Below are 17,469 nucleotides of genomic sequence, written 5' to 3'. Positions count from 1 at the left end.
AAAAAATGTCATGAAAAAAATATCAATGATTTTAATGTCATATATCCTGATGAGTGTTTCAGGTTGTAAAAAATATATTGACGTAAATACAAACCCCAATCAGCCCCTTGATGTAGCTGAAGCCCAGATACTTGCCCCAGTTGAAGTAGCACTGTCATCAAAACTATATGCAGGCAACGTAGCTGTAATTGTACAGGAATATATGCAGGTGGCGGCGCTAAATCAGGTTGCGCCTAATGCCGGCACCTATTTAATGTATAATACCGACATGAATGATGACTGGAGGACGCTTTATGTGAACTGCTTAAATAACCTGGTAACGCTAAATGTAAAGGCCATTGCTGACGGAAAAACAAACTATGCCGGCATTGCCAAGATCCTGACAGCCTATTGCCTGGGCACCGGAACAGATCTGTGGGGTGATATTCCGTACTCGCAGGCTTTTAAAGGAACTGCTAATTTTACACCCGTATATGATACCCAAAAAGATATTTATACTACTATACAAAACCTGCTGGATGCTGGTATTGCCGACATTGCCAAAAACGGCACTATAACTCCGGGAGGAGATGATTTCTTTTATGCCGGTGATATGATTAAATGGAAAAAGCTTGCTTATACCTTAAAAGCTCGCTATTATATGCATTTGACTAAAGCACCTGGGTATACCGCCGCCACACAGGCGCAGTTGGCACTTACAGCGCTTCAAAACGGAATGCAATCAAATGATGATGATTTTAAAATGGCCTACGGCGGCGCTGCCGGTGCAGAAAATCCGTGGCAACAGAATTTTATATCAGCCAGCACTATTGTAATGGCCAATACCGCGGTTAATGGTTTTAAAACACGTAATGATCCGCGTTTAACCATTATGGTTGCCCCTGCAACTGCAACAGGTTTATACACCGGTCTGGGGCAAGGTTTAACCACTATTGGTCAGTTGGAAGATTACTCGCGTCCCGGTAGTTTTTATGGAGCTGCCGGAGCAACTAATTATGTAGTAAACTACTCAGAAGCATTATTTATAAAGGCCGAGGCCACTCTCATTACATCTGGTTATTCAAGTGCACAATCTATTTATCAAAGCGCGGTTTTATCGCACATGACCAAGCTTGGGGTAAGTACAGCCAATGCTAATACCTACCTTGCTTCAAGAGCATTAACCAGCAGCAATGCGGAGCAGCTTATTATAGAGGAAAAAGGCATCGCAAATTTTCTTTCGCTCGAAAACTTTACCGATTACAGACGTACAGGCTACCCGGTTTTACCTGCTGTGCCAAATGCACTCTCTACTGTTCCGAGAAGGGTATTATATCCTCAAACCGAAATTATTTCGAACCCTCAGCCACAACAGTCGGCAAAATTGACTGACAGGCTTTGGTGGGATGTTCAATAAGTAGCCATTATTTGGGTGGAATTAATATTCAAATTTTACTTCATTTTATAACTTAATTAAATAACCGTGCAAGCTTTTTACAAAAAAATTTATGCCCTTTTTATGGGGGGATATTTAATTATCTGTGTGTTTTCGGGCAATATCAAAGCACAAACTACTTCGATCAATAATCTTTATGAACAAACCAGCGAAATAGCTGGCCGGATCATTCAGTATGGTGAGGATATCAACGCTATCAGGAATTTTTATTCGCCCTATAATATAAATAAACATGGTGAGGATCAATATAGAACGAAAGTGCTCAATTCGCCTGAACAACGTAAGCGATTAATTGAAGTTAATAATGACTATTTAAAAGAGCTTGATCAAATCCAGTTTTCAACCCTGAGCATTTATGGTAAGGTTGATTATATTCTACTCAAAAAGAAGATAAACTTTGAGCTGAGTGATTTAAAAAAGGAAGAAGAGCAATATAACCAGATCACCAAATACATATCCTTTGCTAATGAGATTTATAGTCTTGAACAAAAGCGTCGCCGGGGGGCGTTTGTTGACGGCGAAAAAGTTGCCGCAGATCTTAATAATATATTAAAAGAACTAAAAACAGATTCGGCAGCATTTAAAAAGATCTCAAGCCTGGATATGCCCATCGCCAAATTAACCCGTAATGCGTTGCTGGGTTTAAAGGGGAGGTTGAAAGGTGTTTATGATTTTTATAATGGTTACGATCCCATATTTACCTGGTGGGTGCCGGTACCCTACGAAGCCCTGGATAAAGCTTTGACAAAATACAGTGATCTGGTTATTCGCAAAGGCAAGATTAATACTACACAAAAAAGTGATAGCAGCGGTATAAAAGGTGTTCCTATTGGCAGGCAGGCATTGGTAGATCAATTACAAGCCGAGATGATACCGTACACTCCTGAAGAGCTTATTCAGCTTGCTAATAAGGAGTTTGCCTGGTGCGATAAGGAAATGTTGAAAGCATCGCAGGAAATGGGTTATGGCAACGACTGGAAAAAAGCACTCGAAAAAGTAAAGAACAGCTACGTGCCTATAGGCCATCAGCCTGAACTGATTGTAAAACTATATAACGATGCCATCAGCTTTATTAAAGAACGCGACCTGATAACGATACCGCCACTTGCTGAAGAAACCTGGGGAATGGTGATGATGTCGCCGGAAAGACAGATGGTTAATCCTTTTTTTACAGGAGGCAAGGAGATCAGCATTTCATATCCTACCAATACCATGGAGGAGGAGGACAAGTTGATGAGCATGCGGGGCAACAATCCTTATTTTTCAAGAGGCACTGTACAGCACGAGCTTATACCCGGGCATAACCTGCAATATTTTATGAACAGCCGTTACAAGGCATACCGCCAGGATTTTACTACGCCCTTTGCGGTAGAGGGATGGGCGCTATACTGGGAGTTGCTGCTGTATGATAAAGGTTTCGCAAAAACACCCGAAGAACGGGTAGGTATGTTGTTTTGGCGTATGCACCGTTGTGCCCGGATTATATTTTCACTTAACTATCATTTAGGTAACTGGACCCCGCAGCAATGTGTGAATTTTTTGATTGACCGGGTAGGGCACGAAAAAGCAAATGCCGAAGGTGAGGTAAGAAGATCGTTTGAAGGCGGATATAGTCCGCTGTACCAGGTGGCTTACCTGCTTGGTGGTTTGCAGATTATGGAGTTAAAGAAAGAAATGGTTGATAGTGGCAAAATGACCTATAAAAAGTTTCATGATGCGGTGATGAAGGAAAACCTGATCCCAATTGAAATGGTAAGGGCCACCTTAGCCAACCAGGCCTTAACCAAAGATTTTACCACCAGTTGGAAATTTTACGATTTTGGAAAATAATTACTGCTATATCTAATATCCCTCCATTAGAAAATATTGATCATTCACTTATATGGATAATAACACATCGTTTAAACCGTCATTAAGGCTAATTGATGCCACCATGCTGGTAGCTGGTAGTATGATCGGCTCGGGTATTTTTATTGTGAGTGCCGATATTACCCGTAATGTGGGTAGCGCCGGCTGGCTGATATTTGTTTGGCTCATCACCGGATTTATGACCCTTACAGCCGCCCTGAGCTATGGCGAATTAAGTGCGATGTTTCCGCGGGCAGGTGGTCAGTATGTATATCTGAAAGAAGCTTACAATCCCTTAGTGGCTTTTTTATACGGGTGGAGCTTTTTTACAGTGATACAAACCGCCACTATAGCAGCCGTAGGTGTGGCCTTTGCAAAATTTACAGCCTACCTGTTACCACAGTTCAGTGAGGACCTGGTGGCCATAAACCTTGGATTTATCACCATATCACCGGCTCAATTGCTTTCCATATTGGTTATTGTATCATTAACATACATTAATACCCGGGGTGTAAATAGTGGTAAAATTGTGCAAACTATATTTACCATGGCCAAGTTGCTGAGCTTGCTGGGATTGATTGTTTTTGGCTTGTTTGCTATAAAAGCTGCTGTTTGGAAGAGCAACTGGCACAATGCCTGGAGCATCCATAGCTTAAAAGCCAATGGCTCTATGGCTTCGTATACTACCATTGCGGCACTTGGGGCTATAGCATCGGCTATGGTTGGTTCTATATTCAGCAGTGATTCCTGGAACAATGTGACATTTATTGCAGGTGAAATAAAAAATCCCAAAAGGAATATTGGATTGAGCCTTGCCCTGGGTACACTTATTGTTACGGTGATATATATTTTGACCAATATGATGTATACTGGTGTACTTTCGCTGCATGATATGGCTACCGCTGATAAGGACAGGATAGGCGTAGCTGCATCGAAACAGATATTTGGCAGCTCGGGCACGGTTATTATCGCCCTGCTCATCATGGTATCCACTTTTGGGTGCAATAACGGATTGATCATGTCTGGCGCCCGTGTATACTATTCCATGGCAAAAGACAGATTATTTTTTAAACGGGTGAGCACGCTCAATAAGAATTCGGTGCCTGGTTTTGGGTTGTGGCTGCAAGCTGTTTTTGCCTGTTTATGGAGTTTGAGTGGTAAATATGGTGATCTGCTGGATATGATATCGTTTGTGGTGGTGGTTTTTTATGTACTCACGATTATCGGTATATTTATACTGCGGAAAAAAATGCCCGATGCTGAACGGCCTTATAAAGCTTTCGGCTATCCTGTTTTACCCATTATTTATATCATGATGGGGTTAGCGTTTTGTCTTTTGCTAATGAGTTACAAACCCACCTATACATGGCCAGGCCTGATCATTACCCTGGCCGGCATCCCGGTTTATTACCTTGTAAGCAGTATTAAGCAGAAAGCGGATGATGCAAGTGTACTGAGCAAAATCTAACAGTCAATTATTACGTAAATTTATTGGTATGTTTATGCATTAACCAAAGTCGATAAGTGTTAGAGACGGCTAGGTTTTTATAAAAAGGTTCTTATTTCGAGGAGTACGATTGAGCGTTGTGCGAAAGAACGAGGCAGTCACACTTTCATGTAACTGCCTCGTTATTAGTAGCGGGGAGCAGGATCGAACTGCCGACCTTAGGGTTATGAATCCTACGCTCTAACCATCTGAGCTACCCCGCCTTTTGGTGTATCTTGCTCTTTTATAGTGGTTTTATAAAAGAGCGGCCTTTAATAAATCAATGGCCTTCCCTAAAAAGGTTTGCAAATATAGCAGAAATTCGTTTTCTTTAGAAAAAATGTTAACATTTACAGCTTTTAGAGCTTACAAGTATAAACCCAAATGTCCGAAAAAAAGAAATTTACCCTTGAATATGAGATAAAATCGTCTCCTCGTATACTGTTTTCCTTTCTGAGTGAGCCTAATGGATTAGCGCAATGGTTTGCCGACGATGTGATCATCAAGGATCAGGTTTATACCTTTACCTGGGATGGCGATGCTCAAAAAGCGAAGCTGCTTGTTGTAAAAGAAAATAAGCTGGTTAGATTTAAATGGGTAGATGACGATCCGCAATTTTATTTTGAAATGGAAATTCTGCAGGATGAGTTAACCAATGATGTAGCCCTGAGTATTACCGATTTTGCAACAGAAGATGCCATTCCTGAGCGCAAATTGATATGGGATAACCAGATCGAATACCTCATCAGCGTATTGGGTGCTTAAAGGAACTTAATTTTAGCTAATTTTGTATCGTGAACCGCTGTTTGTGCGTTAATGAAAATTAACGGGCTAGTAAGTGCGTTATATCCTGTTGTACAAATTGCGTTAATGAAAAAGATACATCTTTTACTCCTTAAATCGTTTATAAGACCCTTTGTAAGTACGCTTTTCATCGTAATGTTTGTGTTGTTGATGTTGTTTTTGTTTAAATACATCGACGATCTGATAGGTAAGGGTTTTGCCTGGTACACCATTCTTGAATTGATGTTATACAATTCGGCAACCAATGTTTCTATGGCATTGCCTTTGTCTGTATTGCTCTCAACCATTATGACTTACGGCTCTCTTGGCGAAAATTATGAGCTGGTAGCCATAAAGGCAGCGGGTATATCTTTACGCCGGGCTATGTATCCCATGATAGTGGTGGTAACAATTTTGAGTGTAGCCGCATTTTTCTTCTCAGATTATATGTTGCCGGTAGCTAACCTAAAGTATTTTTCATTGCTGTATGATGCACGTAAGCAAAAATCGGCCGATCTGTTGCCTAAAATGGTTTTCAGCAATAGCTTTACTGGTTACACTATCCGCGTAAAAAGTAAAGATCCCGATGGGCAAAGATTATATGGTATCATGATATACCAAAAAAGCGCTGATAATAATAATACAACCGTTACTATTGCCCGTGAAGGTACCATGTTTCGAACCATGGGTGATAAATTTCTGGTGCTGAAATTAAAAGATGGCGTAAGGTATGAAGAGTCGGCGCCCGATAATGCCACCTATAATACCAGGCAGCGCTTGTCGCGGTTCCGCTTTAAGGAAACCGAACAAAAATTTAGTTTGGAAGGGCTTAAAATGACCCGTACCAATGAAAATGAATTCAAGTCGGCATCACAAATGATGAATTTGAAACAGCTAAGGTCTTACGTCGATTCTGTACAGCACCAGGTTGATGGGAGTATTGTGCAGAATTATAAGCTTGTTACACCATATATTAAGTTTTTTAACTTGCCGCCCAAGCCTGCGGTTAAATATATACCAGCCGATAAGGCCGGGGTGCTGAAAAGCATGAAACTTAGTGACCAGGTGGTGGCCCTTTCAAGCGCGGCATCAGAAATCCGTTCGATAAAGGATATATTGAAGAACCGTACCGACCGTTATAACGATGATACGCTTAATATAAGACGTTACGCATCAGAAGTTCAAAAGAAATTCACGCTTTCGGCAGCTTGCCTGGCCCTGTTCCTGATCGGTGCGCCGCTGGGTGCTATTATACGTAAAGGAGGGTTGGGTTTACCGGTAGTGATATCTGTTATTTTTTTTCTGATATATTACATTATCTCCACCATAGGCGAAAAATCGGTTAGGGCCGGCAGTATTTCAATCGTTTTTGGTATGTGGATAGCCATTATCATACTTACTCCCATCGGGCTTTTCCTGTCGTACAAAGCTGCTACAGATTCGGTAATATTTGATGTAGAGCTTTATAAAAGGTTTTTTAATAAATTAATTAAGCGCAAAAGCAACTAATTGCCTGTCATTCACCGTAATCATTTATAGTAAGCCTGCTCTCCTTGCTACCGAAAGGGATTTTACACAGTACCGACCAGAAACATTTTTATATATCATAAATTTGTTTAACTTTTAAAATGTTTTGTGGCTTATTCTATTTAAGTCCTATCAAATACTTATATAATGCTAAATACGATACAAGAAGCAATTGAAGATATAAAAGCCGGGAAAATGGTCATTGTTGTTGATGACGAAGACCGCGAAAATGAAGGCGATTTTTTAACAGCGGCGCGTAATGCCACCCCCGAAGCTATCAATTTTATGGTACGCCACGGCCGGGGACTGGTATGTGCACCTATTACACAGCAGCGTGCCCGCGAGTTGGAACTGGAGCCCATGGTAAGCCATAACACCACCTCACACGAAACTAACTTTACTGTTTCTGTTGATCTTTTGGGCCATGGTTGTACTACAGGTATTTCCGCGTCAGACAGGTCAAAAACCTCTATGGCGTTAATTGATCCGGCTACAAAACCGGAGGATCTGGGCAGACCAGGGCATATTTTTCCGCTGATTGCTAAAGATGGCGGTGTGCTGCGCAGAACCGGGCATACCGAAGCCGCTATTGACCTGGCTGTTTTGGCTGGCTTTGAACCGGCCGGTGTAATATGTGAGATCATGAAAGAGGATGGCGACATGGCCCGTTTGCCCGATCTGTTGTTGATGGCAAAAGAGTTCGATCTTAAAATAGTATCTATAAAAGATCTGATCGCTTACCGCCTGAATGCCGAAACGCTTGTGAGAAAAGAAGTATCGGTAAAAATGCCAACGGAATGGGGCGATTTTGAAATGATAGGCTATACCCAATTAGATACCGGCGAAAATCACCTGGCTCTTATCAAAGGCACCTGGGAGCCCGATGAGCCCATTTTGGTGCGTGTGCACAGCTCATGTGTTACCGGCGATATTTTTGGCTCATGCCGGTGCGATTGCGGTCCTCAGTTACATAAGGCTATGGAGATGATCAGTAACGAAGGCAAAGGTGTTGTGGTATATATGAATCAGGAGGGGCGTGGTATTGGTTTGATCAACAAACTAAAAGCCTATCATCTGCAGGAAAATGGGTTGGATACAGTAGAGGCCAATATTAAATTAGGCTTTAAAATGGATCAGCGTGATTACGGTATCGGAGCACAGATATTGCGTAGCCTGGGTATTTCAAAAATGCGTCTGATGACCAATAACCCCAAGAAACGTGCGGGCCTGATAGGTTATGGTTTGGAGGTTGTAGAGAATGTACCTATCGAGATCGCGTCAAATCCACATAACGAATCATATTTGCGTACCAAAAGAGATAAGATGGATCATGCTATTATGAGAGATCACTGATCTTCATCATCTGATTTTTTAGCTGCCGGTGTTCCGCCTGTTGTTGTAGGCGGAACCGGTGCAGGCGTTGTAGACGACGATGTTCTGTCTCGTCTGCTACGTCTGAATATGTTTCTGATGAATTCACCAAAAGTGTCAAAATCACGGGAGTATACTAAACCAAATCCGTTCACATACTGAAAGTCGAGATTGTTTAAGGGGTTGAGTGTGGTGTTATTCAGCAACCTGTAAGAATATCTTGCTGTCAAATTTCCGTCCTTCCTAATCTGGTACAATGCTTCAAAGTCTTTAGTTAAATTACCGTTAAACAAACTGGAGGTATTGTTGAACAGGTCATTGGAGCCTGTATTGTTATATAAGCTTCCGTTAAATGATAGTCTGCTATTAAAAAACCTCAATGAAGCATTAGCTTCGTTAAGCGAACGGATGTTTAAATCAAAATCAAAGTTTTTGATGTGTGATTGTGATATCAGGTTGTTGAGCTTGTTGAAGGCAAATTCACTTATCATTTGTTCTGCAGTGCCCGCAATTAAATTGTTATTATTATTGTTTGATGTGAAACTGCGGCGTACAATAATGTTAATTGCCTGCTGACTGCGATTGTTGTTATCAGCCAGGTACGTAGCCAAATCATCCTTTACCGAAGGATCAGTAGGAAAGTTAAAGTCGAAATCAATATTTGGCTGCAACAAAGACTTGGTTAGTATTAGCTGTGCCTGTACCAATGTTTGTTGTGACGAAGTTGGCGTTTGTAAGCCAGCGGCTGCATAAAGCGGGGCTTTACTGGTTCGCACCTCATATAAAGCTTTCAGGTTTATCTCGGCGTTTGATGGATTGCCTGTCCATCGGATGGTACCGCCCTGGTTTACCGTAAAGTTTTTGCTGATGAAGTTTTTGGCGGTAAATTCAAACTTACCTGTGGATATCAGGAAGTCGCCATACATTTCAAAATCGCCTAGGCTATTAATATTGAGTTTTAAATTATTGGCAACACCGCTACCCTCAAGTAAACCATAATCAGTGGTTATTTTAACAACCGTCTTTTCATCGGCGCTCAGGTCAAAATTTAAGGTAACGCCATTAAACGCCCGGGTTTTATTTACAACTTTTGCCGTATCCTTATGCCCAACAAATCTTATAAAGTCATATTCACTGGCAGTTGATGAAGTATTGAGCGGGATATTGAAAACCGTACCAGCCTCAGTACGCGCCGTAATATCAATCTTCATATTATCAACCGGCCCTTTAAAGCTAAATGTACCACTGCCATATGCCGTGCCATAATAAAGGTGATTGTCCTTAAATGTAGTGTTTAGGGCCATCAGATTACGGGCAAGAACAGATACTTGAATATCAGGGTTGGATAGGTTGTTAAGGTCAACTGTGCCACTTGCTGTACCTGTACCCCCGCGTATATCCTTTAATATCATGTTATTCAAATTGACAACGCTGTTGTTTACACTTAGTTTATTATTAACAACATAAGCGGTTTTAAGATAATTGACAGTAACGCCAGTATTTTCAAGCGTTATACTGCCGTTAAACTGGGGATTTGATGGTTTCCCGGAAAGTTTAAGATCAGTAGAGATGTGGCCTTTAACATTAGAAACCAGATTTTTGATAAAAGGGGTAAAGATAATGGCTTCGGTTTGGTTCATTTTAACATCAAAGTCCAGGTTGTCATCGGTGTCATGGCCAAAGTAGTAGGTACCCCCGATGTTCATGGTTTCCAGCCCACGGTTTAGAATGTTCAACTTCATGTCGGCCTGTTTGCGATCGTTACCAAGGGTTGATACTAATTTTAGATCACCAATCAGTGTCCGGTTCATGGTTAATGAGTCGATATTCAAATGCGCGTCAACTCCGGGCGATTTGGTAATGGATGTAAACTTCACGTCGCCATTCAGATAGCCCCTCAAATAGATACCCGAAGTTCGGGTTAGCTGATTGAGTGTACGCATGTTGAATTTCTCGAAGGAGAGCTTCAGTTCATCGGCCGGGTTATCGGATATAAAGCCATTAATGCGCACCTTTTGTAGCCCATTGGATAATTCAAAGCCCGATACCTGGGTTTTACCATCTAACAATCTGATGCGAACCTGTTCCTGGATGTGCCATTTTTGTTTCTCCAGGATAACGTCAGAAGGTAGCAGTTTTAATTTGGCTGTAGTATCGCGTCCAAATTCAACCAGGCCATAAAGATCGAGCTGGTTTACCGCGTTTTTATCCGACAGCTTTACGTTAAAATTAAGACTGTCATGCTTCAGGAAATTGGTAATGTTGATGTCTTTAATAAACAGGCTGTCACTTAGGTCAATCTTTCTTAACGATAAGTTAAGGCCCAGCATATCGTCGGTAGTGTTTTCATCGATGATGAAATCGTGAAATACAATTTTACCATATTTAAATGTTTTGATATAGCCAGACAGGATAGCCGTTTTCTTTTCCGAATCAAATTGCCCTACAAGAGTACCTTGATCGGGTATTTTCAGGTCTGGTACAAATATGGCGGTAAGCGGGTCGGTATTCTTAAGCGTAAGATTAAATGTAAACTGCTCGGGTTTGGGCGTAACAGTAGTTGTTTTTAATGAAGGGATATATTTTTTAGCAATGGTCTTAAAATAGGAGGGTAGTGTGGCCAAATCAAAAATCCCCTTGATACTGCCATCAGCAAAATCTGACTTTAAGTCAATCTCCCGGTTGTTGCCTTTTCCGGTTGATGACAGATATAAAGAATCAACCACATAATTGTTGCGCGGATCAACAACCCTGGCAGGAGAAAGTAAAATATTACCCTCAATATTAGCCAGGCTATTACCAGAAAATTTGGTCTTTAGCTGTGTACTTATGGTGATGGTATCTGTAATAAGTTTGAGCTTGTTCAGGTTAGCATCCTTAATGCTTGCCGCCAGATCATATGCCGGTAGCACGGGATTTAAATTTACAGAGCCCTTCAGATCCAGCTTTACATTTTTATCATTGATGGTAATATGTCCGTTGGCCAACTTTTTAATGAACGAACCGTTTACCGTAAGATTATTGTAGGTGTAGTTGTTGTAATTTATGTTAGCGATACGGGCGTCAACTTTTTCGGTAAGGTTTTTAAGCTCGTCACCCCTCCCTTGTATGTCGGCGTTAAAGGTAGTGCGGCCAAGCGATTTTTCATCAAGCAGGGCGCCCAGGTCAAAATTAAAGGCATCCAGTTTGCCGCTGTAGCTTGGAACGTTTTTCTTATCAATTTTGAGATTGATATCGGTATCAAACCTACCAAGCCCTGTTTTGAATATGCCGTAGGCAACAAAATCATTCTGCAGGCCATTGAACCTGCCGGTAAAGTTGATATTGCCAAATTTACCTATGATGGCTGGCACTTTCATGGTTGCATTACCCGAAAAATGGCTGATGAGGTAATCCAGATCTTTTTTGTTAGAGGCAACCTGATCAAACTTCAGGTCGAGGAAAGTATTATCCCAATCGGGCAGGCCTCGTAAATTAAAGTCACCTTTTATAAAAGTGGCCTGACCGCCGCTAATGGTAACGTGTTTGGCCTTCAGGTTATTTACCAATCCTTTAACACGGCCCTCAATACCCAGGTCAAACGTGGTTTTACCCATGCCGCTGGTAAAGTAGGCAATATCTGATGATGATATACGTGATGATTTAAAGTCGGCATCCATGTTTACCCGGTTTTCGAAATCATCAAAGTCATCAAATGATTTAAACTGCATGTGAAAATAGTCTTTCAGATCGGAGTGTGGGGTTTGAATAGCGAGATGCTGCAATAAGATCTGGTTGGTATCGATAGTAGTATGCGCCGTAAAGTTTTTTACGTAGAAACCACTTTTTTCCTGTAATGTAAGGTGCTGAACATTACCCTTGAATAAGTGGTTTTTGATATCCATACCCGTCACTACCGTACTAAAATGATTTACATCGATATCGTCAAAATTAACCTTGTTCAGCACTGTATCAACCAACTGATTCTTGTAGCGGAAATGAAAGTTATTGATGGTGATTTTGTCGAAATTAAGTGTCCAGGGTTTACTTTTAGCTTTTTGGGTGGTATCGCCTGAGCTAAAATAATCAATTATGAATTTGAGGTTGGTAGTACTGTCTTTTTGTTTTTTGAGATAAAAAGAACCGTTATCCAGTTGAATAGATTCAAAATTGATAGTTCGTTGTTTGATGCTGAAGAAGAGCGAAAAACCTTCAATATCCACAGCCAGCTTCGGTGTGTTCAATAAGGTATCCCGTTTTTTATCGAGCACATATAAACCCTCTAATACTACAGAAGTAAAAGGTCTGATGTACAAGCTTCTGATGCTAACTGTGGTGTGCAGCTCGTCCGAAAGATAACCCGCGGCTTTTTTAGCGGCCCAGGTTTGTACAGGTTTATACTGAAACGCCAGTAAAAGTATGCTCAGTGTCAATAAAATGAACAACACTATCCCTAACGCTATATTGAGTACTTTTTTAATAACTTTGTAATTAATTAAAAATTCAAAAGTAAAAATTCAAAACCGTTTGAAATGTTTTACTTTTCTAAATGTATTTATAACGTGTCAAAGGGTAAGGTCATTTTTTGACTTTAAACTTTTGACTTTTGACTTAATATTGTGCCTGTAATTTTAGGAATCGAATCTTCATGTGATGAAACCTCCGCATCTGTTTGTGTTAACGGAGAGATACTGAGCAATGTAATTGCCAATCAAACCATTCACGAAGCATATGGAGGCGTTGTCCCTGAGCTTGCCTCAAGGGTTCATCAGCAAAATATTGTTCCTGCTGTACAACAAGCATTATTGAATGCAAAAGTAAGCAAAAATGATGTTGATGCAGTAGCTTTTACCCGCGGACCTGGACTTTTAGGTTCACTTTTAGTAGGTGTATCATTTGCTAAGGCATTTGCGCTGGCTAAAAACCTGCCGCTTATTGATATAAATCATATGCAGGCCCATATATTGGCCCATTTTATTGGCGATCATAAGCCTGTATTTCCATTTTTGTGTCTTACCGTTTCTGGGGGACATACACAAATAGTTTTAGTGAAAGATTATTTTGATATGGAGGTAATTGGCCAAACGCTTGATGATGCCGCGGGCGAGGCCATGGATAAAACCAGCAAAATATTAGGCTTGCCTTATCCGGGTGGCCCGTTGATTGATAAATACGCGCGCAAGGGCAATGCTGATGCTTACAAATTTCCTGAGCCACAGATACCGGGCCTGGATTTTAGCTTTAGCGGATTGAAAACATCGATTTTATATTTTATCAGGGATAACGTGGCTAAGAATCCTGATTTTATCAGCCAGAATCTGCCGGATATCTGCGCGTCGGTTGAAAAACGTATAGCTACCATACTGTTGAACAAATTGCAAAAGGCAGCGCAGGAGTGCGACATAAAACAAATTGCTTTGGCGGGCGGTGTATCGGCCAATACCGGTTTACGCTTAGGACTGCAGGAGCTCTGCGCAAAAAATGGCTGGGAAAGCTTTATACCCAAAATGGAGTACTGTACCGACAACGCGGCCATGATAGCCATTGCCGGTTACTATAAATACTTAAAAGGTGAATTTGCCGGACAGGAGACAGCTCCGCTGGCAAGGATGCCTTTTTAATTAGTGATTTACTGAATTAGTGATTTAGTGAATTGAAGGGATTGTATGTTGTATTAATAATTCAATAACTCATTAATTGGCAATAATCACTAATTCAGTAAATCACCAATTTAATAATTAAAAATATGAACATTCCTTCATTGATTTTCTGGGCAGTTTTTGTGTTGCCATTGGTTGCTTTTTTAATTTGGCTGATGCGCCAGGATAAAAAGAAAGGTGTAACCGGACTTATTGTACTGGCCATTATTGTGGTAGGCGGCATAGTTTATATGTACGTTAAAACAGGCGGGCAGTAGACCGCTGATTGATTTTGATTGCGCTGAACGTGTTGATGATTGTTAGATTTTGATTAATAGACATCGAGCAGTTGTCATAAAACAAAAAGCCCTCCACAATAAATATGGAAGGCTTTTTGTTTGTACCGGAAATGGGCTCTTTACCTTGCTGCCCGGAATATTTTACGGTCACCAGCTGTATTAAAACCCATGATATAATAATAATTGTTGGTAAATTCAATACCGCCTAAAGTGTAGCCAGCAGGCATAGGATAGCTTTTGAAATTAACCCCATCATTGCTGGATAGATTAAAGGTTTGGCTACCATAAGCAACGGTTGCACTATCAGCTTTGATCACGTTACATGCTTCCGTACCCACCTGAGTCCAGGAGTCGCCTTTGTTGGTTGATCTGTAAAGGCGCTGGCTGCCTTCTGTTTGAGCCGCCCCTTTATAGCTAAACGCGCAAAATACACTATAACTGGCGGCAGCCAGAAAATCTTTATAACCTAAATTATAATAATAAATGCCGGTATAACCTTTAGTTGCTTCCCAGGTAGCTCCGTTATCTGCTGAACGATAAAATAATTTTTCTTCTTTGGATGTGTAGTTTTTACTGGTGTCTACTGCAAAAAAGTTATTGCTACTGTAACTATCAGTAATGGCAGTTGTATAGTTGAGCGTAGCACCTGGCACACTGATATTGGTGCGGGTCCAACTGTTACCACTGTTGGTTGATCGGTAGAGTCTGTTACCGCTTACCACTGCAACGTAATTGTTGGTAATTGTAATACCTGTAAAGCCCGTATCGGGTGCGGTAGTTTCGGGCGTAAGCTTAGTCCAGTAAATGCCGTTGGTTGATTTGGCAATACCAAGATTAGTAGAGATGTAATAAGCGCTTTTATAGGCTTTTAAAACATTGATAATTAGTTTTTTTGATTTGTTAAAGGGGAGATTAGATGCTACATCTGAGTATGTTTTTCCATCTGCGCTATAATACAGAAAGTTAGCATTGTTGCCGCCGGTAATAAGCAGCGTTGAGCCCATATGTATCATTTGATTAATATTTTGTAGCCTCGGAATCGACGTCAGGCTTTCCCAATTCAGATTGGGATATGGGGCGTCAATCAGATAGGTGCTTACTGAAGCTGATTTAATACCTTTAATGCTGATGGTAAGACGCACAAAGGCTCCAGCTTTTAAACCAGCCGGAACCTTAACAGTAACCTGGGTGGAGGTTGCTGTTACAATAGTTCCAATAGCATTATCAAAGTTAACAACAATGTCGGCCGGGTTGCTGCTAAAATTGATACCTGTAAGGGTTACTATATCCCCGGCTCTGCCTTCCGTAGGCTTAACGTCGGTGAGGTTTGGCAAGGCAGCATAAGTAAACACAGGGCCATTAACAGTTTCACTGTTTTTTACTTTGAGACTGATGTTGCCGGTAGTACCTGTTAAGGGCACAAGTACCCTAAGCCGGGTTGGGGTAGCTGTTTTCACCACGGCGTCCACGCCGTTAAATTTCACTAAGTTGTCTGTTAAAACCGAACTGTAATTAACACCGGTTATGGTTACCGTATCATTGTATTTGCCTTGCTGCGGACTAATACTTTCAATAGTAGGTTTGGCCGAAACCGGTGTAGGATCAACTATCTGCGTTTTTGGTTTAGTATTACTGGTAAAATTGGCAGCCGTATAAGAGCCATTTGACGCGAAATCTTTTCCTGCCGCATCTTTAAATACGATATCCCAGCTTACCATAGCAGTATTGGCATTGATGGTAACAGTAATGTTGCCCGAGTTGGCGAAATAGATATTACCACTGTTAATATACTGTACATAGGTTTGTACAGAAGTAGTTGTAGTTGTTAAGGCGTTTACTTTTAAGGTTGGATTGCCTGGATTTAAAGAGGTACCCGCTTTTTTACTGAGGTTAACCGATCCGCCTTTAAGATCGCTGATGAAGAATACCAGTTTACTGCCGCTGGCATCCAGGTTGGCGGTAGTTTGCAGTGCTTTTACATCGTCACCATCCGTGGCATAATAGGTCGATGTAAAATCTGTAGCTGTCAGGTTATAGTCTGTCCCATTGATTTTTGCGGTCAAGGCTGGCTTCGGTTTGTCGGGTGTTAAATCTGGATCTTTCTGACTTTTTGAACAAGAAAAAAAAGTAATAATAAGCAGTATAAAGCTTACTGCTTTAAAAAAGTTTTGTAATGGTGTAATCATATTCAATCAGGGGGGTATGTGCAATAAAGTTCAAGGAGGGGCAAAGGTAACGGAAATACACGCCGTTTTAAATACTATTTGAACTTAACTAAAAGGTAATCAGGATGAATGCCGTTTGCCTTTAAATAGTGAGCATTTGGGCTTATTGCCAACAAAAGCGGAAACAGTACTGCTCACATCTCCCAGTCAAATATATCGGTTACTTAATTGAAGGTTAAATAACTGGTAGGTTATTTTTCTCTTTCAGATTCCCGGATGCTACTCTGTTAGCCCCTTATAAAAAGTTTGAGCATAGCCTGATATGGTTTTGGCCATGTCGAGACCGTTAATGATTTTGCGGGCATTTACCCAGTCGGTAAGTTTATCCGTAAAATACTTATCCAAGCCTACGCCTGTAAATAAGCCTTTGGTCATTCCTTTGATCATAATGGCTGCGGCTATGGCTGGTTGTAAAGCCAGATCTGGGTTATCAAGCAGGTCGATGTTGAGCAGTTTGCCCATGCTATCGTAATTTTCATACCAGGTTAATTGTACATAACCACGGCCATAATATAACTCATCGGGAGTGGTGTAGGGGATGCGTTTACCCGGGCCGCCACCCATTTTTAGCTTTCTGCCATAATCGTGCCCAGCACCTTTACCAAATTCGGCAATTGGCTGCATGGTTTTAGCGGTTTCATGAAAAACAGTGGCCAGTATATAAGCGGTTTTACGATCATCTGTAATGCCCGCCTCTGTTGTGGCTTTGAGTATGGCCTGGATACCATCAACCTGGCTTTGTGTTAAATGTCCGCCAAACATTGGACGGATGTCTACGTAGAATTCTTTTGTATCAGACATGAGATTAAGATTTAGGTGTTAATAATAAGCCTGGTAAACAGGTGGATAACAAAAGATTAGGGCTTTACGAGGTAAA

At 41.1% G+C, this 17,469-nt stretch carries 11 protein-coding genes and 1 tRNA gene; 8 read left to right on the top strand and 4 right to left on the bottom strand.

Annotation, left to right across the window (positions count from 1 at the left end; all coding sequences use genetic code 11):
- The first annotated feature begins 10 nt into the window (after positions 1–10).
- From FHW89_RS23845 to FHW89_RS23835, 3 genes are all read left to right on the top strand, one after another.
- Positions 11–1,396 (top strand): SusD/RagB family nutrient-binding outer membrane lipoprotein, encoded by a 1,386-nt coding sequence (locus FHW89_RS23845; protein WP_172337565.1) that lies wholly within the window; start codon positions 11–13, stop codon positions 1,394–1,396.
- A gap of 102 nt (positions 1,397–1,498) precedes the next feature.
- Entirely contained in the window at positions 1,499–3,265 is a 1,767-nt protein-coding gene (locus FHW89_RS23840; RefSeq protein WP_172337564.1) for a DUF885 family protein, read from the top strand.
- Positions 3,266–3,317: 52 nt separating this feature from the next.
- A complete protein-coding gene (locus tag FHW89_RS23835; protein WP_172337563.1) occupies positions 3,318–4,751 on the top strand; it encodes an APC family permease in 1,434 nt (477 codons plus the stop codon).
- A gap of 168 nt (positions 4,752–4,919) precedes the next feature.
- On the opposite strand, the gene FHW89_RS23830 is transcribed toward FHW89_RS23835, so the two are convergent.
- Positions 4,920–4,993 (bottom strand) — tRNA-Met (locus FHW89_RS23830).
- 160 nt (positions 4,994–5,153) lie between these two features.
- Here FHW89_RS23830 and FHW89_RS23825 point away from each other — a divergent pair.
- The 3 genes from FHW89_RS23825 (at position 5,154) to FHW89_RS23815 (ending at position 8,432) form a co-directional block, all read left to right on the top strand.
- Positions 5,154–5,534, top strand: a complete 381-nt coding sequence (locus FHW89_RS23825; RefSeq protein ID WP_172337562.1) for an START-like domain-containing protein — start codon at positions 5,154–5,156, stop codon at positions 5,532–5,534.
- A 105-nt stretch (positions 5,535–5,639) separates the two neighbouring features.
- The gene (locus FHW89_RS23820) at positions 5,640–7,061 is read left to right on the top strand and encodes an LptF/LptG family permease (protein ID WP_172337561.1); all 1,422 of its coding nucleotides are present in this window, start codon (positions 5,640–5,642) and stop codon (positions 7,059–7,061) included.
- Positions 7,062–7,226: 165 nt separating this feature from the next.
- Positions 7,227–8,432 (top strand): bifunctional 3,4-dihydroxy-2-butanone-4-phosphate synthase/GTP cyclohydrolase II, encoded by a 1,206-nt coding sequence (locus FHW89_RS23815; RefSeq protein ID WP_172337560.1) that lies wholly within the window; start codon positions 7,227–7,229, stop codon positions 8,430–8,432.
- On the opposite strand, the gene FHW89_RS23810 is transcribed toward FHW89_RS23815, so the two are convergent.
- Positions 8,426–12,874 carry a translocation/assembly module TamB domain-containing protein gene (locus tag FHW89_RS23810; protein ID WP_172337559.1) on the bottom strand — a complete coding sequence of 1,483 codons (4,449 nt, stop codon included), beginning with the start codon at positions 12,872–12,874 and terminating at the stop codon, positions 8,426–8,428. The two genes, FHW89_RS23815 and FHW89_RS23810, sit on opposite strands and share 7 nt — an antisense overlap.
- A gap of 174 nt (positions 12,875–13,048) precedes the next feature.
- Here FHW89_RS23810 and tsaD point away from each other — a divergent pair, with 174 nt between their 5' ends.
- Positions 13,049–14,050, top strand: a complete 1,002-nt coding sequence (gene tsaD / locus FHW89_RS23805) for a tRNA (adenosine(37)-N6)-threonylcarbamoyltransferase complex transferase subunit TsaD (RefSeq protein WP_172337558.1) — start codon at positions 13,049–13,051, stop codon at positions 14,048–14,050.
- A gap of 125 nt (positions 14,051–14,175) precedes the next feature.
- Positions 14,176–14,346: a hypothetical protein gene (locus FHW89_RS23800; protein ID WP_172337557.1), complete on the top strand. Its 171-nt coding sequence runs from the start codon at positions 14,176–14,178 to the stop codon at positions 14,344–14,346.
- A 140-nt stretch (positions 14,347–14,486) separates the two neighbouring features.
- Here FHW89_RS23800 and FHW89_RS23795 read toward each other — a convergent pair whose 3' ends face one another.
- Together FHW89_RS23795 and FHW89_RS23790 are read right to left on the bottom strand one after the other, a co-directional pair.
- Positions 14,487–16,430, bottom strand: coding sequence for an IPT/TIG domain-containing protein (locus FHW89_RS23795; protein ID WP_172337556.1), 1,944 nt, complete (start codon positions 16,428–16,430; stop codon positions 14,487–14,489).
- A gap of 381 nt (positions 16,431–16,811) precedes the next feature.
- Entirely contained in the window at positions 16,812–17,393 is a 582-nt protein-coding gene (locus FHW89_RS23790) for a glycoside hydrolase family 19 protein (protein WP_172337555.1), read from the bottom strand.
- Positions 17,394–17,469 lie beyond the last annotated feature (76 nt).

Origin of the sequence: Mucilaginibacter sp. SG564, from assembly GCF_013149275.1 — a bacterium.
Lineage (GTDB): Bacteria > Bacteroidota > Bacteroidia > Sphingobacteriales > Sphingobacteriaceae > Mucilaginibacter.
The sequence above is the reverse complement of the archived record's forward strand: the minus strand, read 5'-3'. Positions and strand labels throughout refer to the sequence as shown.

Bases quoted from the DNA above. Each gene is read 5' to 3' on its own strand.
- FHW89_RS23840 (WP_172337564.1), top strand. From the start codon at position 1,499: ATGGGGGGATATTTAATTATCTGTGTGTTTTCGGGCAATATCAAAGCA.
- FHW89_RS23825 (WP_172337562.1), top strand. From the start codon at position 5,154: ATGTCCGAAAAAAAGAAATTTACCCTTGAATATGAGATAAAATCGTCT.
- FHW89_RS23800 (WP_172337557.1), top strand. From the start codon at position 14,176: ATGAACATTCCTTCATTGATTTTCTGGGCAGTTTTTGTGTTGCCATTG.
- FHW89_RS23790 (WP_172337555.1), bottom strand. From the start codon at position 17,393: ATGTCTGATACAAAAGAATTCTACGTAGACATCCGTCCAATGTTTGGC.
- FHW89_RS23820 (WP_172337561.1), top strand. From the start codon at position 5,640: ATGAAAAAGATACATCTTTTACTCCTTAAATCGTTTATAAGACCCTTT.
- FHW89_RS23835 (WP_172337563.1), top strand. From the start codon at position 3,318: ATGGATAATAACACATCGTTTAAACCGTCATTAAGGCTAATTGATGCC.
- FHW89_RS23815 (WP_172337560.1), top strand. From the start codon at position 7,227: ATGCTAAATACGATACAAGAAGCAATTGAAGATATAAAAGCCGGGAAA.
- FHW89_RS23845 (WP_172337565.1), top strand. From the start codon at position 11: ATGAAAAAAATATCAATGATTTTAATGTCATATATCCTGATGAGTGTT.